Here is a 23,325-nt window from a genome sequence, read left to right as displayed (position 1 = left end):
GCCAGCGGTGGAGACGATCCCCGCCAATCCGGCCGGCGACACGCCGGAAGGCGCCGACGAGACGACGGTTCCGCCCGTCGAGGCGCCGCCCGCCGGCACCGAGCGGCCCGAGGACGACGCGGCGCCGGCAGCCGGTACCGCCACGCCCTCGACGCCGGACGGCGCGGTGAATGGCGGCGAATCATCCGCCCCGAATGCCGCTCCCGCGACGCTGGGCGAAGCTGCGCCTTCGGCCGCCGAGCCGGCAGAACTCGCGCCCGCGACGACGCCTGCCGAGCCGCAGACGCCGGCCGGTTCGACCGATGGCGCGGCGGCGAATGGCGGCGCGACCGAGGTTCCGCCCGCCGCCGGGGCGACGAATTCGCAGTAAGGCCTTCGTCGAAGGACGGCCGAACCGACGGGGCGCCCCACGGCGCCCCGCGACTTTTTGGACGATCGATTTTTGTGGATGGGGCGAGGCAGGCTCGTGGCCCCCGACGGCGCGGCGCTTTGGTGCGCCTGGCCGGGTGGCCCGCGACTTTCTTCTCCCTCGCGCGTTCCTGACGGGATGCGACCAATCGGAACGCGGCGCGAATTGTGACTGGCAGAATCGCGCCCGCGCGGTTATCGGGAAGGCCCATGGCGCGATACATCTTCATCACCGGCGGCGTGGTTTCCTCTCTGGGGAAAGGCGTCGCCTCGTCGGCTCTGGGTGCTCTCTTGCAGGCCCGTGGCTACCGGGTCCGGCTTCGCAAGCTCGATCCCTATCTCAACGTCGATCCGGGCACGATGAGCCCGACCCAGCACGGCGAGGTCTTCGTCACCGACGACGGCGCCGAGGCCGATCTCGATCTCGGCCATTACGAGCGCTTCACCGGCCGCTCGGCCAACAAGATGGACAACATCACCACCGGGCGGATCTACCAGCAGATCATCGCCAAGGAGCGGCGCGGCGACTATCTCGGCGCCACCGTCCAGGTGATTCCCCACGTCACCGACGCGATCAAGGAGTTCGTCCTCGACGGCAACGAGGACTACGACTTCGTCCTCTGCGAGATCGGCGGCACGGTCGGCGACATCGAGGGCCTGCCCTTCTTCGAGGCGATCCGCCAGCTCGGCAACGATCTTCCCCGAGGCGGAGCGATCTACGTCCATCTGACGCTGATGCCCTATATCCCGACGGCGGGCGAACTGAAGACCAAGCCCACCCAGCATTCGGTCCGCGAGCTGCGCGCCATCGGCATCCAGCCGGACATCCTGCTGGTGCGCGCCGACCGGCCGGTCCCGGCCGAGGAGCGCCGCAAGCTTTCCCTCTTCTGCAACGTCCGCGAGACGGCGGTGATCCAGGCCCTCGACGTCGCGACGATCTACGACGTGCCGATCGCCTATCACCATGAGGGCCTCGACACCGAGGTGCTCGCCGCCTTCGGCATCGACCCGGCGCCGAAGCCGCAATTGCAGCGCTGGCACCAGGTGGTCGACGGCATCCGCAATCCCGAGGGCGAGGTCACCATCGCCATCGTCGGGAAATATACCGGCCTCAAGGACGCCTACAAGTCGCTGATCGAGGCGCTCTATCACGGCGGCATCGCCAACAAGGTGCGGGTGCGGCTCGACTGGATCGAGGCGGAGGTCTTCGAGCAGGAGGATCCGTCCCCCTATCTCGAACGGGTCAACGGCATCCTCGTCCCCGGCGGCTTCGGCGAGCGCGGCTCGGAGGGCAAGATCCACGCGGCCCGTTTCGCGAGAGAGCGCAACGTTCCCTATTTCGGCATCTGCTTCGGCATGCAGATGGCGGTGATCGAGGCGGCCCGCTCGCTGGCCGGCATCGAGAAGGCCGGCTCGACCGAGTTCGGCGCGACGCCCGAGCCCGTCGTCGGCCTGATGACCGAATGGCTGAAGGGCAACGAGCTGGAGCGCCGCGCCTCCGAGGGCGACCTCGGCGGCACCATGCGGCTCGGCGCCTACAAGGCCGAGCTGAAGGCCGGCTCGAAGATCGCCGGCATCTATGGCGGCACGCAGATCCAGGAGCGGCACCGCCACCGCTACGAGGTCAACCGCGACTACCGGCCGGTGCTGGAAGAGGCCGGCATGATCTTCGCCGGCATGTCGCCCGACGGCCTCCTGCCGGAGACCGTGGAACTTGCCGACCACCCGTGGTTCATCGGCGTCCAGTATCACCCCGAGCTGAAGTCCCGCCCCTTCGAGCCGCATCCGCTGTTCGCGAGCTTCGTCGCCGCGGCGCTGGAGCAGAGCAGGTTGGTCTGACGGCGATCGAAACGAGCGTCGGCCGACGCCGCTCGAACCGACTGGAGACGCCGATGCGTTCGATCGATCATCTGGTGATGCCCTTCGAGACGCTGCCCGCCGCGCGGCAGTGGTTCGAGAGCCTCGGCTTTGTCGTCGCCCCGGATGCGGTCCATCCCTTCGGCACCGGCAATGCCTGCGTTTTCTTTGCCGACGGGCGCTATCTGGAGCCGCTGTCGGTCGTCGAGGAAGCGGCCTATGCTGCGGCGAAGGACGAGGGGCATCTCTTCGTCGAACGCGACGCGGCGCTGCGGGATCTGGCCGAACGACCGGCGATTTCCGGTCTCGGCTTCCGCTCGCAGGATGCGCTGGCCGACCGTGAGCAACTGCTCGAAGAGGAAGCCGGCGAGGAGGGGCTCGTCGATTTCGAACGGGCGTTGCGCCTGCCGGACGGCGGCACGACGCAGCTGTCGTTCCGCCTTGCCTTCGCGGCGATCCATTCGGCCGACGCGCCGAGCTTCTTCTATTGCGAGGCGCGGCACCAGGTGAAGCCCGACCGCTCGGCGCTGACGCGGCATCCGAACGGCGCCACGGGCATTGCCGGCGTCACGCTCTCGGCCCCCGACCCGCAACACTTCCGCGATTATCTCTCCGCTGTCGCCGACAGTCCTGCCGACGAGCGCGGCGACGGCTCGCTGGCGATCCCGCTGGAGGCCGGCCGGCTCGATGTCTTCGCCGGCGGGACGAGCCCGCTGGCGATCGCCAGCCTGACCCTCACGGTCGCCGATCTCGCTTTCGCTGAAGACTTCTGGCAGAGCCGGAACATTGCCCATTCGAAGGACGGCGACGGCGTCGCCATCGCCTGCCCCAACGGCCGGGGCGTCATCCGCTTCATCGAGGACCGCACATGACCGCCAGCACCGTCTCCGCCAAATCCGCCTCGTTTTCCAACGCGCTGCCCTTCGCGCTGATCGCCGGGCCGTGCCAGATGGAGAGCCGCGACCATGCGATGATGATCGCCGAGAGGATGAAGCGGATCACCTCAGATCTCGGCATCCCCTATGTCTTCAAGGCGAGCTTCGACAAGGCCAACCGCACCAGCCTCACCGGCAAGCGCGGCATCGGCCTCGCCGATGCCCTGCCGGTGTTCCAGGAAGTCGCCGAAACCTTCGACCTGCCGGTTCTGACGGACGTTCACACCGAGGAGCAATGCCGCGAAGTCGGCGCCGTCTGCGACATCCTGCAGATCCCGGCCTTCCTCTGCCGCCAGACCGACCTCCTGATCGCCGCGGCGAAGACCGGCCGGGTGATCAACATCAAGAAGGGCCAGTTCCTCGCGCCTCACGACATGAAGAACGTCGCCGCCAAGGTGACCGAGAGCGGCAACCCCAACGTCCTCCTCACCGAGCGCGGCGTCTCCTTCGGCTACAACACGCTGGTCTCCGATTTCCGCAGCTTACCGATCATGGCCGAGACCGGCCTGCCGGTGGTCTTCGACGCCACCCACTCTGTCCAGCAGCCGGGCGGCCAGGGCGGCTCTAGCGGAGGCGAGCGCCGCTTCGTCGAGACGCTGGCCCGGGCGGCGGTGGCGGTGGGAGTCGCCGGGCTGTTCGTCGAGACCCACGAGGACCCGGACAACGCGCCGTCCGACGGGCCGAACATGGTGCCGCTGGACCAGATGGCGGAGATGCTGAAGCGGCTCAAGGCGCTGGATGCGCTGACGAAGGGGTGAAGCGTGGTCGGGGCGGGTAGCCTGCTCCGCCGAGCCTGGGTCACCCCCCTCTGCCCTGCCGGGCATCTCCCCCTCAAGGGGGGAGATCGACCGCGTTTGAAAGCCTCGCCACGCTTCGAAACCTCGCGGCACTCTCGGCGATGAGGGCTAGGCGCAAACCCTGCCGCCGCCGATCTCCCCCCTTGAGGGGGAGATGCCCGGCAGGGCAGAGGGGGGCGAGCTGCCGCCGACGATGCGAGCTTGGGCTTCTGACACCGCCCACCGACTCTGTCGATCCTCGCCCGCTATCCAGTCCCGCATTCATCGTCTAGAACCCCACCCGAACCATTCGTTCGTCACGACAGGGGCACCCCATGACCGCCATCATCGACATCATCGGCCGCGAGATCCTCGACAGCCGCGGCAACCCGACCGTCGAGGTCGACGTCATCCTCGAAGACGGCTCGATGGGCCGCGCCGCCGTGCCGTCGGGCGCCTCCACCGGCGCCCACGAGGCGGTCGAACTGCGCGACGGCGGGTCGCGCTACATGGGCAAGGGCGTCCGCAAGGCGGTCGACTTCGTCAATGGCGAGATCCTGGAGGAGATCGCCGGCTTCGAGGCGGAGGACCAGATCCGCATCGACATGGCGCTGCGCGAGATCGACGGGACGAAGAACAAGTCCCGTCTCGGCGCCAACGCCATCCTCGGCGTGTCGCTGGCCATCGCCAAGGCGGCGGCGGATGCCTCCGGCCTGCCGCTCTATCGCTATGTCGGCGGCGCCTCGGCCCATGTCCTGCCGGTGCCGATGATGAACATCATCAATGGCGGCGCCCATGCCGACAATCCGATCGACTTCCAGGAATTCATGATCATGCCGGTCGGCGCGGATCGCTTCTCCGAAGCGCTGCGCTGGGGCGCGGAAGTGTTCCACACGCTGAAGAAGATGCTGAAGGACGCCGGCCACAACACCAATGTCGGCGACGAGGGCGGCTTCGCCCCCAATCTCGGCTCGGCCACCGAAGCCCTCGATTTCGTCGTCAAGGCCATCGAGAAGGCCGGCTACAAGCCCGGCGAGGACATCGCCATCGCCCTCGATCCGGCCTCGACCGAGTTCTTCAAGAACGGCGTCTATGACCTCGAAGGCGAGGGGCGCAAGCTGTCGCCGGCCGAGATGGCCGCCTATTACGGCGAGCTCGCGAGCGCCTATCCGATCATCTCCATCGAGGACGGCATGGCCGAGGACGACTGGGAGGGCTGGAAGGCGCTGACCGACAACATCGGCGCGAAGGTCCAGCTGGTCGGCGACGATCTCTTCGTCACCAATTCCGAGCGGCTGCGCGAAGGCATCGCCAAGGGCGTCGCCAATTCGATCCTGGTCAAGGTCAACCAGATCGGCACCCTGTCGGAGACCCTCGACGCCGTCTCCGTCGCGCACCGGGCCGGCTACACCGCCGTGATGTCGCATCGCTCGGGCGAGACCGAGGATTCCACCATCGCCGATCTCGCCGTCGCCACCAATTGCGGGCAGATCAAGACCGGCTCGCTGGCCCGCTCCGACCGGCTCGCCAAGTACAACCAGCTGCTGCGCATCGAGGAGGAACTCGGCGATCAGGCGGTGTTCGCCGGCCGCTCGATCCTCCGGGGGTAATGGCGCAAGCCTCTCCGTTTCCCCTCATCCTGAGGTGCTCGGCCGGCTCTTCGAGCCGGCTGGGCCTCGAAGGGCGAGGGGCGTTGCACGGCTCTCGGCGCCGCCCTGCGGCAGCAACTCGGCGGAATCTCGTGCCGGGCGCAGCCCGTCATTGAAGGTAAGAGCGCCAGGCCCCAAGACATCGTCATCCCGGGCTTGACCCGGGATCCATTCCAAATCGGCGATGCCACGCCTGCGGTAACATTGCGACGCCTCTCGTCCGTTTAGCATTAAATGTTCTTTATCATCTCTTTTTGGAAAAGCATGAGAATAATGAGGCACGGCCTATTGGATCTATTTTTGATCTATTGATTCTATGTGAGCGTTGGTGCAGTTTGGCGAAATTGTCGCCAACGCCCGTCGGAACTGACCGTTTCCCGTATCAAACTGGAAAGAAACGAGATACTCTGGGGGAGTCATATTGTTAAGCTCAACCCATCGAAACCATCTCGTTTGTTTTTCAATGTCATATATTCTATACATCGAAGGAAATCGTATAGAGTCTCTAATGACTGAATCTCGGATCGCGGCAGCCGCATTTGACGCGTCAGCGAGGTGAGTGCATTTACCCGTAGCGATATGTTCGACGGTCTCTTCTTGTTCTTGGCTGCATGAAGCTAGTACAGAAGCCGTTAAAATAAACAAGCAAAAAAGTAAGAGTCTATGCATTGCCATCCACCCCACGCAAGTCCTGGACATCAGGATATGAACAGGTGGACTCTTGAATAAATGCCGATTGCGTTTTGCGCACCATTGCCGCGCAGGGGAATGGATCCCGGCTCTGCGGCCGCAATGACGACGCCTGACGGGTAGCGGCCGGTGGCAAGGCGACGGCGCCGCCTTCGCTCAGCCCTCAATTCCCCCGCCGATCGAGCTCGGGGGCCACCTGGCCGTAGCTGATCAGCGCGAACAGCGCCGAGCCGCCGAGGACATTGCCGACGAGGGCCGGCAGGTAGAAGGTCCAGATGGCGTGATGCGGCATGAGCTCGCCGGAAAACATCAGCGCCATCGCCTCCACCGAGCCCGCCACGATGTGGGAGAGGTGGAACAGCGCGATCAGATAGGTCAGGAGCGCGATGACGAAGAAGCCGGAGTTCTGGGCCGACGGCAGCACCCAGACGACGGTGGCGATCAGCCAGCCGGCGACGATACCCCGCAACAGCGTCGTCCACGGTCCGGCCGCCATGGCCTCGCGGGAGATCGCCAAGGCCGCGGCGGTGATGTCGGGCGTGTCGAGCACGTCGAAGGCGAGGCCGGCGCCATAGACCGCCGTGCCCACCATGTTGGCGACGAAGACGACGGACCACAGCCGCAGCAGCGCCTTCACTCCGATCCACCTCGGCCGGGCGAGGACCGGCAGCGTCGCCGTCAGGGTGATCTCGGTGAACAGCTGCTGGCGGCCGAGAATGACGATGAGGAAGCCCACCGAATAGCCCCAGCACTCGATCAGCGGGCGCCAGGGCGTGTCCGGCAGATAGGCCCGCAGCACCGCCTGGGTGAAGACGGAAAAGCCGATCGACAGCCCCGCCGCAAGGCCCGACCACCACAGGCTCGACACCGGGCGGGTCAGCTCGTCCTCGCCCTCCTGGCGCACCAGCTCGTAGATCGCCAGCGGCCTGAGGCTCAGCCGGCGCTCGATCTCGCTCAGCTCCGTCGCCGTCAGCGTCGAGCCTTCCTCCTCGATGCGCTGCTCGGTGACGTCGTTGGAGTGCCGACGCGGATTGACGTGGCGTTTCTCGAGATCGGTGTTCGGTGCATCCATGCGTCTGGCCTTGTCGTCTGAAACGGGTCGCTGCAAGGTTCCTGAGACGAAATCCGTGCAAGGCTGACGTCATATAAAGGCCGTTCCGTCGCGATCTCCCCGGAGCGGCCAGAAAACCCGGTTGCATGAACGATAAGTGATTTTGCGAGCGCGTGTTCCCGCTCGCAAGGCGGCCGGGTGCCCCCCGCGCCGTTCGCCCTCGGCCGGGCCGGGCGAAGGCTCAGCGCTCGGTACGGGCGATGCGCTGGATGTACTGGCCGTAGTTGCTCTTGCCGAGCTCCTTGCCGAGCGTCATCAGCTGGTCGCGGTCGATCAGCCCCATCTCGTAGGCGATCTCCTCGATGCAGGCTATCTTGAAGCCCTGGCGATGTTCGAGGGTGCGCACGAACTCCGCCGCCTCGAGAAGGGAATCCGGCGTGCCGGTGTCGAGCCAGGCATAGCCGCGGCCCATGCGGGAGACCTCGAGGGTTCCTTCCTCCAGATAGATCCGGTTGAGGTCGGTGATCTCCAGCTCGCCCCGGGGCGAGGGCTTCAGCGTGTTGGCGAAGCGGCTGGCCCGCCCGTCATAGAAGTAGAGGCCGGTCACCGCCCAGTTGGAGCGCGGCTTTTCGGGCTTTTCCTCGATCGAGGTGGCGTGGAAGTCGGCGTCGAAGGCGACCACGCCGTAACGTTCCGGATCGTTGACGTGGTAGGCGAAGACGGTGGCGCCGTCCTCGTGCTTGACGCTCTTCTGCATCAGCGTCGGCATGCCGTGGCCGTAGAACAGGTTGTCGCCGAGGATCAGGGCGGAGGGCTCGCCGTTCACGAAGTCCTCGCCGATCAGATAGGCCTGGGCGAGGCCGTCCGGGCTCGGCTGTTCGGCATAGGCGAGCTTCAGGCCGAGGCGCTCGCCGTCGCCGAGCAGCGCCTTGAAGCGCGGCAGGTCGTGCGGGGTCGAGATCAGCAGGATCTCGCGGATGCCGGCCAGCATCAGCGTCGACAGCGGATAATAGATCATCGGCTTGTCGTAGACGGGAAGCAGCTGCTTCGACGCGGTCAGCGTCATGGGATGAAGGCGGGTACCGCTTCCGCCGGCCAGGATGATGCCCTTCACGATGGTCTCCATTCGCGATTGCCGATGGAGCCCGCTTAATATATCCCGGCTCCGGGCGCCACCATGACGTCGCGTCCGACGTGCCCGGTGCTTCCGGGCGTGAGCTTCAGGCCGCTCCAAGAAGGATCGTCATGCTGGAAGTCATCCCCCTCGCCATCCCCGACGTCCTCGAGATCAGGCCGCGCAAGTTCGGCGACGATCGCGGTTTCTTCAGCGAGACCTTCAGCGCCCAGCGCTTCACCGAAGCGGGCATCACCATGCCCTGGGTCCAGGACAACCAGTCCTTCTCGGCGGCGAAGTTCACGCTGCGGGGCCTGCATTTCCAGGCGCCGCCCTTCGCCCAGGACAAGCTTGTGCGGGTCCTGAAAGGGGCGATCCTCGACGTCGCGGTCGACATCCGCCACGGCTCGCCGACCTTCGGCCAGTGGGTGGCGCTCGAGGTCTCGGCGAAGGCCTTCAACCAGATCCTGGTGCCGAAGGGGTTCGCCCACGGCTTCCTGACCCTCGAACCCGACACCGAGGTGTTCTACAAGGTGTCCGCGCCCTATTCGGGCGACCACGACCGCGGCATCGCCTGGAACGACGCCGCGATCGGCGTCGACTGGCCCCTCGGCGGCGAGGCGCCGATCCTGTCGGAGAAGGACAAGGTCGCTCCGACGCTTGCCGAGACCACGGTCATCTTCACCTACGACGCCTGAGGGGCTGCCGCATGAAGTTTCTCGTCACCGGCGGCGCCGGCTTCATCGGGTCCGCGGTCTGCCGCCACCTGATCCGCAATACGGCCCACAGCGTCGTCAATGTCGACAAGCTGACCTATGCGGCGAACCTCGCCTCGCTGGAGCCGATCTCCAACGATCCGCGCTACCAGTTCGCCAAGGTCGACATCCGCGACCGCGAGGCGATCGGGACGCTCCTGCGCGACAACGAGATCGACGTGGTCATGCATCTGGCGGCCGAAAGCCACGTCGACCGCTCGATCGACGGGCCGGGCGAATTCATCCAGACCAACGTCGTCGGCACCTTCGACCTCCTGGAGGCCGTGCGCAGCTACTGGTCGGAGCTTTCCGGCGAGCGGCGTGACGCCTTCCGCTTCCATCACGTCTCGACCGACGAGGTCTATGGCGACCTGCCGCTCGATGGCGGGCTGTTCACCGAGGAGACGCCCTATGCGCCGTCCTCGCCCTATTCGGCGTCGAAGGCCGCCTCGGATCATCTCGCCATGGCCTGGCACCACACCTACAAGCTGCCGGTCGTCCTTTCCAACTGCTCCAACAATTACGGGCCGTTCCACTTTCCGGAAAAGCTCATCCCGCTGATGATCCTCAACGGCCTGGAAGGCCGGGACCTGCCGGTCTACGGCCGGGGCGAGAACGTGCGCGACTGGCTCTATGTGGAGGACCATGCGAGGGCGCTGGAGATGATCGCGACGGGCGGCGAGCCCGGCCGGTCCTACAATGTCGGAGGGTGCAACGAGCGCTCCAATCTCGACGTCGTCCACACCATCTGCGACACGCTCGACCGGCTGAAGCCCCGCGACGACGGCAAGAGCCGGCGCGAGCAGATCGCCTTCGTCACCGACCGGCCGGGCCACGACCTGCGCTACGCCATCGACGCGACGCGGCTGGAAACCGAGCTCGGCTGGAAAGCCGAGGAGAACTTCGACACGGGCCTCGAAAAGACCATCTCCTGGTTCCTCGACAACGAAGCCTGGTGGCGCCCGTTGCGGGAGCGCTATTCCGGACAGCGCCTCGGCAAGTCCTGAAGCTCTGAGAGGAGAGACCACGATGCGGATTCTGGTGACCGGCCGTGACGGCCAGGTGGCACGTTGCCTTGCCGATCTTTCCGGCGGGTCCCATGAGATCGTCGCGCTCGGGCGGCCCGACCTCGACCTGACCGACCCGGCCACCATCGCCGCCGCCGTTGCGACGGTCCGTCCCGACATCGTCGTCAATCCCGCGGCCTACACGGCCGTCGACAAGGCCGAGAGCGAGCCGGACGCCGCCTTTGCGGTGAATGCCGCCGGCGCGGAGAGCGTCGCTCTCGCGGCGGCCGAGGCGGGCGTGCCGATCGTCCACATCTCGACCGACTACGTCTTTGCCGGCGACAAGGACGGTGCCTATGTCGAGACCGACGCGACGGGGCCGACCGGCGTCTATGGCGCCAGCAAGCTGGAAGGCGAGACCCGCGTCCTCGCCGCCAACCCGAAGGCCGTCGTCCTGCGCACGGCCTGGGTCTACAGCCCCTATGGCAACAACTTCCTGAAGACGATGCTGCGGGTCGCGCGCGACCGCGACGTCCTGCGCGTCGTCGCCGACCAGCACGGCACGCCGACCTACGCGCCAGACATCGCCGCCGGCATCCTCGCCGTCTGCGAGCGCGCGCTGGCCGATCCCGAGGGAGGCTGGCCCGGCGTCTATCACATGGTCGCCGAGGGCGAGACCACCTGGGCGGGCTTTGCCGAGGAGATCTTCGCGGCGTCCCGGGAGCGGGGCGGTCCGGGTGCCGGCGTCGAGCCGATCACCACCGCCGACTACCCGACGCCGGCGAGGCGGCCGAAGAATTCGCGGCTCGACACGGCACGCTTCTCGGCAAGCTTCGACCACCGGCTGCCGTCTTGGCAGAGCGGCATCGCCCGCTGCCTCGAGGCGCTCGACGGGTAGAGCATGATCCCGAAAAGTTTGAACCGGTTTTCGGAAGAGATCATGCGGCACTCGGAGAATGGAGCGGGATGCAGCGGATCTCATCCCGCTCCAGGATCCTGCGCCTTTCGGCATGGTCGTTTTCGCAGGTGCGAAATGGTGCTGAAATGCAACGGTGCTACGGGAAATCCGTCAGGCTTCCTTGCATCGCCCCGCTGGTGCGGGGAGGCGCCCGCCGCAGCGAGCGCTCAATGGCATGATTGGTTCATGCAAGTGGCTGATACGGGAGGTCTTTCTTATTTCTGCCTCGTCTCGCAAGCCATCGACAGATTCACTGCGCCCCGACGATCGCCGGCCCGCCGCCGTGGCGCGAGAAAATCCGCCGTCGCCGGGCCAGTTTTCGGACACGATCTTGGTTCAACGAGTGCGACGGGCCGGCGTGAACGGCGGTGTTGAACCTTCGCAGTCTGGAGACGTCCCTGTTGCAGCAATCGGAATCGACGGCAGGAGAGGGCCGCTCGACGAAGGGGGGGCGATGTCGGCACTAATGGCTCATCCTCGCCTGCGCCGGGATCGCGCCCCGGCAGCCTTTGCGGCTGGCGCCGTCCGCCGGGCCCAAGCCTTGTGCGTTGCGGCGGTATCGTTGCGCCCGCAGCTGCGATCGGCCGGCCATGCCGGGACGTGCGGGCGAAGGGCGGCATAATGTTCGACCGTTTCGTCCCCTCGATCCGTCATGCGGCGCGCAAGGTGCTGTCCTCCCCCGCGACCGGCGGGATGCGGACGGCCGGGAAAGGAGCGCAAGGCGGGACGGCCGGGCGCCGGACGAGCGCGGCCCGGATGCTCCGCCGGCTGAAGGTCGGCCTGCGCCTGCGGCCGATGATCTCCCGTGCGGACGCGCTTCGCGACCAGGGCCGCCACCTCGAGGCCGCAGCCGCCTACGAGGCCGCCCTCGAGGTCGCGCCATGGCGTGACGGCCTGATGATCCAGTGCGGCAACATGCTCAAGGACGCCGGCCGGCTCGACGAGGCCCTCGGCTGGTACCGCGCGGCGCTCGGCGAGCGCCCGGACGATGCCGACATCCACCTGCAGACGGGCCATGCGCTGAAGCTCCTCGGTCGGCGCTCGGAAGCGCTCGCGGCCTATCGCCGGGTCCTGGAGATCGAACCGACGCATCGCCACGCCAGCTGGGAGCTGATCCAGGCCGGCGAGATCGACGAGCAGGTGCGGGGGATGGCCGCCCAGATGACGGGGCACGGGCTGGAGACCATGCTGTCGCTGGCCGGCGAGGTCGAGACGATGCAGCGCCGGCTCTCCGAGATCGCGGCGGAACTGCCGGACGTGGCCAGCCTCACGGCCTTTCCCGCCAACGCCTACCGCCTGTTCCGGCAGATCTACGACGTGCCGCCGCCGCCCGTTGCCGAAGGGATGTCCGCCCCCGAAGTCCTGATCGTCGCCGATGCCGGCGGCCTCGACGCCGACGGGCTCCACCGCCTTCTCGGCTCGATCCTCGACCAGTCGTCGCCGCGTTGGCGGGCCGTCGTCGTAGGTGTCGACCCGGCGCTGGCGCCGGCGGTCGAGCGGCTGTCTGGCGCCGAGCCGCGGCTGGCGCTCGCCGGCGCAGCCTTGCCCGGGCGCGCCGGCGCGCTGCAGATCGCCCGGGAAGCGGCGGCGGACGCCGTGCTCCTGCCGGCGCCGGGGGCGGCGATCCACCGGCACTGCGTCGCCTGGCTCGCGGCCGTCTTTGCGGCAAGCGAGGCCGGGCTCCTGACCTGCGACGAGGAATGGCGGCTGCCCGGCGAAAGCGAACCGTCGGCCTTCGAGGCCCGCGGCGGCTTCGATCCGGACATGCTGCTCCAGGAGAACAGCTGGGGCGAGACGCTCGCGCTGCGCAATGAGGCGCTCGCCGCCCTCGGTCCGGCCGCTGACGGTGAGGACGGCGCGTTCCTGACGAGCGACCTCCTGCTCGCCGCGGTCCGGGCAGGCGTTCCTGTCGGCCATGTCCCGTTCCCGCTCGCCGCATTCGTCGCCGACGAGGCGGCCCGTCAACGTGCATCGCGCGGCGCGCGTCCGGGCCACCGACGGGCGGTCGAGCGGCATCTGCAGATTCTCGGCCTGGCGGAAAGGGTGGCGGTCTCGGGCGGCAGCGCCGATGGATGCCTGCATCTCACCTGGCTGCCGACGACCCCATCCGAGGCGATCACGGTGATCGTGCCGACCCGCGACAATGGCGCCGATTGCGCCGCCTTCGTCGCCAGCCTGTTCTCCCAGGCGGCGCATCCCGAAGCCGTCGACTGCCTGATCGTCGACAATGGCACGCGGTCCGGCAACGACATCGAGCGGCTCGAAGCCGCGGCCCGGCGGCCGGGCGTGCGCCTGGTCAGACGGGACGAAGCGTTCAACTGGTCGCAACTGAACAATCGCGCGGCAGCGGAGAGCGATGCGCCGATCCTCGTCTTCGCCAATGACGACATGGAGATGCGGACAAAGGGCTGGGACGACCGCCTGCGGGGGCAGTTGCAGCGCGGCGACGTCGGCGCGGTCGGGGCGAAGCTGCTCTATCCGGACGATACGGTCCAGCATGCCGGGGTGCTGTTCGGCTGGAAGGGGTCGGTCATCCATGACGGCCTCTACGAGCCCGCCGATGCCGGCGGGCCGTCGGGCCGCTGGCTGAAGACCCGCCGCGTCAGCGCCGTGACCGGCGCCTTCCTGGCGGTTCGCCGGGAGAATTTCGAAGCGCTCGGCGGCTTCGACGCGGCCCGGTTGCCGATCGGATACAGCGACCTCGACCTCTGTCTGAAGCTGCGCGCGAGGGGCCAAGCGGTGGTCTTCACGCCGGACGTCGTGCTCACCCATCACGAATCCAAATCCCGCGGCCTCGACCATCTCGACCCCGAACGTTCCGCCCGCAGCAGCGCCGAGCGCAGGGTCATCGAAGAGCGTTGGGGGCGCGAACTATTTTGTCGCGATCCCTTCGTGAACCCGTTATGGGTTGACGCGACGTTACCTTTCCGGCTGATCTCATTCCCTTCACCTCGACGCGCCCTCGAATTCGCCCGGTCCAGCGCGTCTGCGGATCGGTGCGTAACCGGCACCGCCAGGTCGTCCTTGTCTCGTGAGTGTACCCGACATGTCTAAGATCTCGACTTCGCCATTCGATCGACTGATGCGCTCGCTGCGGGATCGGGAGGAGAGCGGCGGCCGCTCCGACGGGCCGTTGTCCCGCACGGCGGCCTTCCTCAATGGCACGCGGTCGCTGATCAAGGCCGGCGACCGGGCGAATGCCGAGCGCCGCTGGCACGATGCGCAGAAGGCCTATGCCGAGGCGCTGCGCCGCAGTCCCAAGCTCGAGGCGGTCTGGGTGCAGTACGGCCACGCCCTCAAGGAACAGGGCTTCACCAGTCGCGCCGAGGATGCCTACCGTCAGGCGGTGGCGCTGCGCGGCGACAATGCCGACACCCATCTGCAACTGGGTCACGCCCTCAAGCTGCAGGGCAAGCGCAGCGAGGCCATCGCCTCCTACCGCCGCTCCTGCATGCTCGATCCGGCCTCGCCCCACGCCGCCAACGAACTGCGCGACATGGGGGCGCCGGTGCCGAGCGAGGAGGAGATCGCCGAGTTCTACGCCAAGAGTTCCGGAACCGATCCGCGCACGCGCAACGCCATGCTCCGCCTGCCGTCGCCGGAAAAGGCGGCGGTCAGGAGTCCGCTGGAGCGGCTGCTGGTCGACAATCACATCGGCCTCGCCTTCCTGCAGAAATTCGACGCCGAATTCTACTACTACTCGACCAAGGCGCTTCATACCCGGCAGAAGAGCTTCGACAAGGAGGCCGCGGTCCGCCATTTCGTCGCCAACGGGATCGACGCGCTCGCGCCGATCCGCGACGGCTACGACTTCGAGCCGCAATTCTACGTCGAGACCTATGCGCGCGAGATCACCTCGACCGACGCGGCCGACGTCTACCGGCACTATCTGCGGGAGGGCATCGAGGCCAATCGCTGGCCCAATCGCCGGCTCTGGCTGGAAAGCCTGCTCGGCCCCGGCGTGCGCGGGCTGCCGTCCCTCGATCTCCCGGTGTTTGCCGGCTCCGATGCCGTCGAGAGCTACACCGAGCGCTTCAAGCTCCTGATGCAGGAGGTGATGGTCAACAACGCCACGCCGGTGGTGATCGAGCCTCAGCATGCGAGGCTGCTGGTCATGGTCGCCGACCGGCTGGTGCTGGAGGGCAAGGACGACCAGGCGATGGTCGCCTATCAGAAGCTTCTCCAGAAAGTGCCCGATTTCGGCCCGGCCCTTCGCCACTACGGCGATGCCCTGCTGCGACGCCAGTGCTACCGCGAGGCCGCGGCGATCTACGGAAAGCTCGCCGACGGCAACGACGCCAATCTGTGGACCTACATCAACGTCGCCCACTGCGCCGACCAGGTGGGCGACCAGCACATGGCGCTGGAATGGCTGAAGAAGGGCATCGAGCAGTTCCCTTCCGATCTCGGCATCCGGCGGCGCTTCCACGATCTGGCGCCGCGCCTTCTCACCGCCTCCTGGCTGCTCGCCAACGCCGAGGCGAGCCAGGGCAATCTCCCGGCCGCGCTGAAGCGGATCGAGGCCGACTGCGACTTCGTCTACGATCTGATGCGCGCCGAGACCGCGGCCGAGAAGCGCTTCGTGCGTTCGGTCGCCCTGGTCGGCAATTTCGACCTGCCCCAGTGCCGCTTCTACCGCATCGACCAGAAGATCGAGCAGCTCAAGGCGGCCGGCTTCGTCGTCGAGGTCTTCGACTTCAGGGACAGCATCGACGCCTTCATCAGCAAGGTCCACTGCTTCGACGCCGCGATCTTCTTCCGCGTGCCCGGCTATTACGAGATGATCCGGGCCATCGACAAGGCGCGGGAGGTCGGCTGCGCCACCTTCTACGAGATCGACGACCTGATCTTCGACCCGCAATATTTCCCGCCGCCGATCGAATCCTACGACAATCAGATCAGCCAGAAGGAGCATGACGGCCTGGCGCTCGGCGTGCCGCTGTTCCGCACGGCCCTGCGCTACGCCGAGAACGCCCTCGTCTCCACCCGGCCGCTGGCCGAGCATGTGCAGCGCGTCGACCCGGGCAAGCCGGCCTATATCCATGCCAACGCCATGCACAGCCCGCACGCCCAGCATGTCGGGCGCGGCATGCACGCCCAGCCCAAGGGGCGGGTGACGATCTTCTACGGCTCCGGCACCAAGGCCCACAAGCAGGACTTCCAGGAACTGGTCGAGCCGGCGCTGGTGGCGATGGCGAAGAAATACGGCGACAAGATCTCCATCGTCCTGGCGGGCTACATGACGCCCGGCCCGAAACTTCGGGAGCTGGGGGACAATCTCGTCCTGTTGCCGCCGGTCTGGGACGTGCATCAGTACTGGTCGACGCTGTCTGCGGCCGACATCAACCTTGCCGTGCTGCAGCCGACGCCGACCACCGACGTCAAGAGCGAGATCAAGTGGCTGGAAGCCGCAATGCTGGGAATCCCTTCGGTGATCAGCGAGACCGCGCTCTATGCGGAGGTGATCGAGGACGGCGTCGACGGCCTGCTCGCCCGCAATCCGAAGGAGTGGACAGAGGCGCTCGACCGGCTGATCCGCGATCCCGAGCTGCGCGCGCGCATCGGTGCCAAGGCCCGCGAGAAGGCGCTGCGCGAATACAGCATCCCCGCCATGGCGCAGAACATCACCGGGATCATCCGCTCGGCGAGCCTGCCGGCGCCCGATCCGCGCAAGCGCGTCCTGATCGTCAACGTCTTCTACCCGCCACAGGCGATCGGCGGCGCGACCCGGGTCGTCCACGACAACGTCAAGCACTACGCCGCCCATCACCGGGACGAGTTCGCCTTCGAGGTGTTCTGCTCCATCGAGGGCGGCAGCGAGCCCTACAAGGTGTCGAGCCACGCCGCCGACGGCATCCGCGTCGTCGGCATCACCACGCCGGATCTGCCCGACATCGACCGGATCGTCTATGACGAGAAGATGGCCAAGGCCTTCGGGGACTATCTCGACGTCTGCCAGCCGGACATGATCCATTTCCACTGCATCCAGCGGCTGACGGCGGCGATCGTGCTCGAGGCGCGGCGCCGGGGTATTCCCTATGTCCTCACCGTGCATGACGGCTGGTGGATTTCCGACGAGCAGTTCCTGCTCGGCAAGGACGACAAGATCGTCCTCTACGACCACGGCAACCCGGCCTCGCAGCTCGGCCGGATCCCCGCCGAGCAGTTCGCCGCGCGCATGCAGCTGCGCGAGTGCCTGCTCGGGGCGCAGAAGGTCATGGCGGTCTCCGAGGCCTTCGCCCAGATCCATCGCGACGTCGGCCTGCCGAACGTCATCGCCGTGCCCAACGGCAGCTCGGACCTCGAGCCGCTGCCACGGGTGCCGTCGCCCGACGGCAAGGTGCGCCTCGGCTTCATCGGCGGCCTTGCCCGGCACAAGGGCTACCACCTGATCCAGCACGCCCTGATGCGCGGCGACTTCAAGAACCTGCGCTTCCTGCTGATCGACCATTCGATGCCGATCGGCACCCGCCGGCGGGGCGTCCTCGGCACCACCGAACTCGACATCCGGCCGAAGGTGTCGCAGAGCCGGGTGCCGGAGCTCTATGCCGAACTCGACGTCCTGGTGGCGCCGTCGGTCTGGCCGGAGGCCTACGGCCTCGTCACCCGCGAGGCGCTGATGTGCGGCTGCTGGGTCCTGTCCTCCGATCGCGGCGCCGTCGGCGAGGACGTGGTCGACGGGCTGAACGGCTTCAAGGTGGACGTCACCAGCGAGGAGGGCATCCTGAAGGCGCTGCAGGAGATCGACCGCAATCCGGAGCGCTATCTGAAGTCGCCGGAGGTGCCGACGAGGCTCCGGCATGCGTCGGACCAGGCCGAGGATCTGATCGGGATCTACCGCGAGGTGCTGGGCCTCGAGGCCCAGAGGGACCCGAACGATCCCGAGCTGCAGATGAAGGCGGTGCCCGAGCCTGCGTCGCAGATCCCGGACGCCGAGGCGGCCCGGATCCGCGAGATCCTCGCCGATTGAGCCCGGAGCGGCTCGGAGGCGGGCCCGGAGCGGTCGCGCCTGCGACCGCTCGAACGTCTTCGGGTCGGGCGGCGGGTCCTCGTGGCGGGCGCGTCCCGTGAGCCGGCGGGCGAGCGCGAACGGATTGCCAGGATGAGGACATCCCCATGAGCCATGATCTCCTCGTCAGGAACGCCAACCTCCCGGACGGTCGCTCAGGCGTCGACATCGCCGTCTCCGGGGGGCGCATCGCGGCGATCGAAGCCGGTATCGCGGCCGAGGCGGGCGAGACGATCGACGCTTCCGGCTGCCTCGTCTCGCCGCCCTTCGTCGATCCGCATTTCCACATGGACGCGACGCTGTCGCTCGGCCTGCCGCGCATGAACATGTCCGGCACGCTGCTCGAGGGGATCCAGCTGTGGGGCGAGCTTCGCCCGACGCTGACCCGCGAGGCGGTGGTCGAGCGGGCGATGCGCTATTGCGATCTCGCCGTCTCGCAGGGGCTGCTGGCGATCCGCAGCCATGTCGACACCTCCGACCCCCGCCTCGTCACCGCCGAGGCGCTCCTGGAAGTCCGCGACCGCGTGAAGGGCACGATCGACCTGCAGCTCGTCGCCTTCCCCCAGGACGGCTATTATCGCAGCGAGGGTGCCGCCGCCTCGCTGGCGCGGGCGCTCGACATGGGCCTCGACGTCGTCGGCGGCATCCCGCATTTCGAGCGGACGATGGCCGACGGCGCCGCCTCGCTCGCGGCCCTCTGCCGGATCGCCGCCGATCGCGGCCTGCGCGTCGACATCCATTGCGACGAGAGCGACGACCCGCTGTCCCGCCATGTCGAGACGCTGGCGGCCGAGACGATGCGGCACGGGCTCGAGGGGAGGGTCGCCGGCTCGCACCTCACCTCGATGCACTCGATGGACAACTACTACGTCTCCAAGCTGATCCCGCTGATCGCCGAGGCGGGCCTGCACGCCATCCCCAACCCGCTGATCAACATCACGCTGCAGGGCCGCCACGACAGCTATCCGAAGCGCCGCGGCATGACCCGGGTGCCGGAGCTGATGGCCGCCGGCGTCAACGTCGCCTTCGGCCATGACTGCGTGATGGACCCCTGGTACTCGCTCGGCTCCGGCGACATGCTGGAGGTGGCCCACATGGCGGTGCATGTGGCGCAGATGACCTCGCGGGCGGCGATCGGCCAGTGCTTCGACGCCGTCACGGTGAACTCCGCGAGGGCCGTGGGCCTCGACGACTACGGTCTCGAGGTCGGCAGGGCGGCGGACATGGTGGTGCTGCAGGCCCGCGACCCGATCGAGGCGATCCGGCTGAAGGCCGCCCGCCTCTTCGTCGTCAGGGGCGGCACGATCATCGCCCGCACGCCCCGCCGCGAGAGCCGGCTCGACCTGCCGGGCCGCCAGCTGACGGTCGATCCCGCCGCCTACGCGCCGGGAGACTGAAAACCGCCGCCGGGGGCAGGGCGCCGGAGCCCGGCCGAGGTCTGTCCTCGGGGAGGAGCCGGCGGAACGTCCTCCGGCTCTGGCGGCCCGGCTACTGCGGCAGCTCGATCTGCATCTTGACGTCGCCCTTCGGCGCCGAGGCGGCGATCTCGAAGGCCCGCACGCTGTCCTCGAAACCGAAGGTCCGGGTGATCAGCGGCTTCACGTCGATCGCGCCGGAGGCGAGCATCTTCACGCAGCGCGGGAAGACGTGGGCGTAGCGGAAGATGTTCTCGACCCGCGCCTCGCGCACCATCGCCGCGCCGGCATCGTAGGAGATCGGCTCGGCCTGGCCGCCGATCATCACCACGCGTCCGCCGGGGGAGAGGGGTTCGAAGACGCTCGCCGCCGCCTTCGGGCTGCCGGTCGCCTCGAAGACGATCTCGGCGCCCCAGCCCTCTGTCTCGGCGAGGATCACCTTGGCCGGGTCGTCCCGGGTGACGTTGATCGGCGTGATCGCGCCGAGCCCTGCTGCGATCTCCAGCTTGGCGTCGTCGAGGTCCGAGACGTAGACCCGCGCGCAGCCGGCGGCCAGCGCCGACAGCGCGGTGACGAGGCCGATCGGCCCGGCGCCCATGACGAGGGCGACGTCGCCGGGCTTCACCTGCGCCTTGGTCGCGGCATGGACGCCGACGGCCAGCGGCTCGACCATCGCCGCCTCGGCGAAGGAGACATTGTCCGGCAGCTTGAAGGTGAAGGCTTCCGGATGGACGCAGGTCGGCCGCAGGATGCCGTGCACCGGCGGCGTCGCCCAGAAGCGCACGGCCGGATCGATGTTGTAGAGGCCGAGCCGTGTCGCCCGCGAATTCGGATCCGGGATTCCCGGCTCCATGCAGACCCGGTCGCCCTCCTTCAGCGTCGTCACCTCGGATCCGGTCTCGATGACGGTGCCCGACGCCTCGTGGCCGAGGATCATCGGCGCCTCGACGACGAAGGGGCCGATGCGGCCATGGGTGTAATAATGGACGTCCGAGCCGCAGATGCCGACGGTGTGGAGCTTGATCCTGACGTCTCTCGGTCCGAGCGTCTCCTCCTGCCGTTCGAGCGGGAAGTCGCGCAGCGAGAGTTCGTGGATCTTTTCGAGCACCAGGGCTTGCATGGCCGTTCTCTCCCTCATTGCGGGCTCTTCGGCGGGCCCGTTCCGGTGGAGATAGCGCGTCATCGACGAGCGCGGCAACAGCCATCTTCGGGCGCAGGCAGCGCCGGCGACGGCGTCACCGGCCATCTGCCGGTGCGCTCAGCGGTTCTTCAACACGATGCAGGAGCCGCCGGCCCGCTTCAGCTTCACGCAGAGCTGGTTCGCCTCGCCCCGGCTGTCGGCGCCGATCCTGACCGCGTAGATGCGGCCGATCCCCGGGGCGCGCTCGCGCAGGACGAGCGGCTTGGTGTCGCCGAGGATTGCCGGGAAGGCCGCCTGGACGCGCCGGAACGCCGCCATCGCGACGCCCTGGTTCGGGTTGCCGGCGACCTGGACGCCCCAGGGCTTGGCCGGCGCGCCGGTGTCGAGGGAGGCGAAGGCACGGGTCGCGATGACCGGCAGGCGGCGGCAGGAGTCGCGGAATTCCGTGCCGTCTTCCAGCGGCCGCTCCCCGACCTCGCGGCCGTCCTCCTGGAACCAGACGGCCGGCTGGAAGGCGATGGCAAGCACGTAGCTCTCGGTCTCATAGGGCAGGCGCCCGCCATTGGCGATCCACCGCTTCACCCGGTTGATCCCGCCATTGTAGGCGGCGGCCGCAAGGCCCCAGTTCCCGAGCTCGGCCCGAAGGTCGGCGAGATAGAGCGCCGAATGCCGGATCGCCTCGGCGGTGTCGTAGGGGTCGTCGAGGCCGCGCTCGGCGGCGGTATAGGGCATGAACTGGGCGATGCCTTGGGCGCCCACGGGCGAGACCGCCTTGGCGTCGAAGCGGCTTTCCTTCCAGATCAGCCGGGCGAAGAAGTCCCGCGGCATGCCGACGGCGTCGGCATTCTCGGCGATCAGCCGGCAGATCCGGTCGACGGGGGCTTCCTCGGCGGCCTCCGCTTCGGCCTGGCCCGGAATGTCGCCCGCCGGCTCGAAGCGCGGCGGCGAGGGCGGATAGGGGAGGGCCGGCAAAGCGATCGCGACGCTGCCGGACCGTCCCGCCGGGCGGATGGTGTCGGCAGGCGCCGGCCCCGCGAGTGCCGCAACGAGCACGCCGATCGAGAGCCCGGCGAGCCCGGCTTCGACCACGCCCCGCAGCCACCGGCGGATCGCCGCGTCACCGCGGCGGCGGCGCGGTCGCGATGCTGCGGGGGCGGTTGCGGAAAAGCTCATTCGGCGGCGGCGCGCCCCCGGCCGAAGCGGTTCTCGATATAGTCGGCGACCATCACCTGGAACTCCGCGGCGATGTTCGGCCCGCGCAGCGTCACCGTCTTCTTGCCGTCGACGAAGACGGGCGCCGCCGGCGTCTCGCCGGTGCCAGGCAGCGAAATGCCGATGTCGGCATGCTTGGATTCGCCCGGCCCGTTGACGATGCAACCCATCACCGCGACGTTGAGGGCCTCGACGCCCGGATATTTCTCCCGCCACACCGGCATGTTGACGCGGATGTCGTTCTGGATCGTCTCGGCCAGTTCCTGGAACACCGTCGAGGTCGTGCGCCCGCAGCCGGGGCAGGCCGCGACGACGGGGAGGAACTGCCGGAACCCCATGGTCTGCAGCAGTTCCTGGGCGACCTGGACTTCCCGGGTGCGGTCGCCGTTCGGCTCCGGGGTGAGGGACACGCGGATGGTGTCGCCGATGCCGTCCTGGAGCAGGATGCCCATCGAGGCGGCCGAGGCGACGATGCCCTTGGAGCCCATGCCCGCCTCGGTCAGGCCGAGATGCAGCGCGTGGTCGGTGCGCCGGGAGAGGTCGCGATAGACGGCGATGAGGTCCTGCACCTGGCTGACCTTGGCCGACAGGATGATGCGGTTCTTCGGCAAGCCGATCTCCTCGGCGAGCTCGGCCGAGATCAGCGCCGACTGGATGATCGCCTCGCGGGTCACGGCCCTTGCCGAGCGCGGCTGCGCCAGAGCGGTGTTGGCGTCCATCAGCCGGGTCAGGAGCTCCTGGTCCAGCGAGCCCCAGTTGACGCCGATGCGCACCGGCTTGTCGTAGCGGATCGCCATCTCGACGATCGCCGCGAATTGCTTGTCGCGCTTGTCCCGGAAGCCGACATTGCCGGGATTGATGCGATATTTCGCCAGCGCCTCGGCGCAGGCCGGATGGTCGGCGAGGAGCTTGTGGCCGATATAGTGGAAGTCGCCGACCAGCGGCACGTTCAGGCCGAGCCGCTCCAGCCTTTCGCGCACCTTCGGCACGGCGGCGGCACTCTCGTCGCGGTCGACGGTGATGCGGACGATTTCCGAGCCGGCCTTCGACAACGCTGCGACCTGCGCCACGGTGGCATCGACGTCGGCGGTGTCGGTGTTGGTCATCGACTGGACGACCACCGGCGCGCCGCCGCCCACCAGCACGCCGCCGACATCGACGCCGACGGTCGCTCGCCGCGGCGCGGGATCTGCCTCGATGGTGTCGATCGGCGTCTGGATGGTCATCGCGTCGGTCCTCGTCGGAGGAAAATTCATCATGTCGGCTTCGAGGTGGCGCGTTCGCCGCCGCTTGTCAATTCTGGGCTGCCGGCGTGACGCAACCGTGACGGCGCCCGGAGCCGGCCGGC

At 67.9% G+C, this 23,325-nt stretch carries 15 protein-coding genes and 1 pseudogene; 11 read left to right on the top strand and 5 right to left on the bottom strand.

Features of this window, described 5'->3' with window-relative positions; genetic code table 11:
* From ATO4_RS27920 to eno, 5 genes and pseudogenes are all read left to right on the top strand, one after another.
* Positions 1 to 370 (top strand): annotated as a pseudogene (locus ATO4_RS27920) (hypothetical protein); the annotation flags it as partial.
* A 248-nt stretch (positions 371 to 618) separates the two neighbouring features.
* Positions 619 to 2,247, top strand: a complete 1,629-nt coding sequence (locus ATO4_RS24505; RefSeq protein WP_083594403.1) for a CTP synthase — start codon at positions 619 to 621, stop codon at positions 2,245 to 2,247.
* Between the two features lie 53 nt (positions 2,248 to 2,300).
* Entirely contained in the window at positions 2,301 to 3,137 is an 837-nt protein-coding gene (locus tag ATO4_RS24500; protein ID WP_083594402.1) for a VOC family protein, read from the top strand.
* Positions 3,134 to 3,958, top strand: coding sequence for a 3-deoxy-8-phosphooctulonate synthase (gene kdsA / locus ATO4_RS24495; RefSeq protein ID WP_083594401.1), 825 nt, complete (start codon positions 3,134 to 3,136; stop codon positions 3,956 to 3,958). Before ATO4_RS24500 ends, kdsA begins: the two co-directional genes overlap by 4 nt.
* A gap of 353 nt (positions 3,959 to 4,311) precedes the next feature.
* Positions 4,312 to 5,586, top strand: a complete 1,275-nt coding sequence (gene eno / locus ATO4_RS24490; protein ID WP_083594400.1) for a phosphopyruvate hydratase — start codon at positions 4,312 to 4,314, stop codon at positions 5,584 to 5,586.
* 892 nt (positions 5,587 to 6,478) lie between these two features.
* Here eno and ATO4_RS24485 read toward each other — a convergent pair.
* Positions 6,479 to 7,387, bottom strand: a complete 909-nt coding sequence (locus ATO4_RS24485) for a formate/nitrite transporter family protein (RefSeq protein ID WP_083594399.1) — start codon at positions 7,385 to 7,387, stop codon at positions 6,479 to 6,481.
* A gap of 220 nt (positions 7,388 to 7,607) precedes the next feature.
* Positions 7,608 to 8,480: a glucose-1-phosphate thymidylyltransferase RfbA gene (gene rfbA, locus ATO4_RS24480; protein WP_083594410.1), complete on the bottom strand. Its 873-nt coding sequence runs from the start codon at positions 8,478 to 8,480 to the stop codon at positions 7,608 to 7,610.
* 131 nt (positions 8,481 to 8,611) lie between these two features.
* On the opposite strand from rfbA, the gene rfbC reads away from it, so the two are divergent.
* From rfbC to ATO4_RS24450, 6 genes are all read left to right on the top strand, one after another.
* Positions 8,612 to 9,178, top strand: a complete 567-nt coding sequence (gene rfbC / locus ATO4_RS24475) for a dTDP-4-dehydrorhamnose 3,5-epimerase (protein ID WP_176223153.1) — start codon at positions 8,612 to 8,614, stop codon at positions 9,176 to 9,178.
* Between the two features lie 11 nt (positions 9,179 to 9,189).
* A complete protein-coding gene (rfbB, locus tag ATO4_RS24470) occupies positions 9,190 to 10,242 on the top strand; it encodes a dTDP-glucose 4,6-dehydratase (RefSeq protein ID WP_083594398.1) in 1,053 nt (350 codons plus the stop codon).
* Between the two features lie 22 nt (positions 10,243 to 10,264).
* Entirely contained in the window at positions 10,265 to 11,140 is an 876-nt protein-coding gene (gene rfbD, locus ATO4_RS24465; protein ID WP_083594397.1) for a dTDP-4-dehydrorhamnose reductase, read from the top strand.
* 681 nt (positions 11,141 to 11,821) lie between these two features.
* Positions 11,822 to 14,254, top strand: coding sequence for a glycosyltransferase (locus ATO4_RS24460; protein WP_083594396.1), 2,433 nt, complete (start codon positions 11,822 to 11,824; stop codon positions 14,252 to 14,254).
* 28 nt (positions 14,255 to 14,282) lie between these two features.
* A complete protein-coding gene (locus ATO4_RS24455) occupies positions 14,283 to 18,170 on the top strand; it encodes a glycosyltransferase (RefSeq protein ID WP_176223152.1) in 3,888 nt (1,295 codons plus the stop codon).
* 146 nt (positions 18,171 to 18,316) lie between these two features.
* The gene (locus ATO4_RS24450; protein ID WP_083594394.1) at positions 18,317 to 19,606 is read left to right on the top strand and encodes an amidohydrolase family protein; all 1,290 of its coding nucleotides are present in this window, start codon (positions 18,317 to 18,319) and stop codon (positions 19,604 to 19,606) included.
* Between the two features lie 91 nt (positions 19,607 to 19,697).
* On the opposite strand, the gene ATO4_RS24445 is transcribed toward ATO4_RS24450, so the two are convergent.
* From ATO4_RS24445 to ispG, 3 genes are all read right to left on the bottom strand, one after another.
* Entirely contained in the window at positions 19,698 to 20,744 is a 1,047-nt protein-coding gene (locus ATO4_RS24445) for an NAD(P)-dependent alcohol dehydrogenase (protein ID WP_083594408.1), read from the bottom strand.
* 138 nt (positions 20,745 to 20,882) lie between these two features.
* Positions 20,883 to 21,938 carry a lytic transglycosylase domain-containing protein gene (locus ATO4_RS24440; protein WP_083594393.1) on the bottom strand — a complete coding sequence of 352 codons (1,056 nt, stop codon included), beginning with the start codon at positions 21,936 to 21,938 and terminating at the stop codon, positions 20,883 to 20,885.
* Positions 21,935 to 23,203 (bottom strand): flavodoxin-dependent (E)-4-hydroxy-3-methylbut-2-enyl-diphosphate synthase, encoded by a 1,269-nt coding sequence (ispG, locus tag ATO4_RS24435; RefSeq protein WP_083594407.1) that lies wholly within the window; start codon positions 23,201 to 23,203, stop codon positions 21,935 to 21,937. The genes ATO4_RS24440 and ispG overlap by 4 nt, the downstream gene beginning before the upstream one ends.
* Positions 23,204 to 23,325: the final 122 nt, after the last annotated feature.

Source organism: Aurantimonas sp. 22II-16-19i, assembly GCF_002088275.1.
Lineage (GTDB): Bacteria > Pseudomonadota > Alphaproteobacteria > Rhizobiales > Rhizobiaceae > Jiella.
Note: the sequence above shows the minus strand (reverse complement) of the source record. Positions and strands in the feature narration are given on the sequence as shown.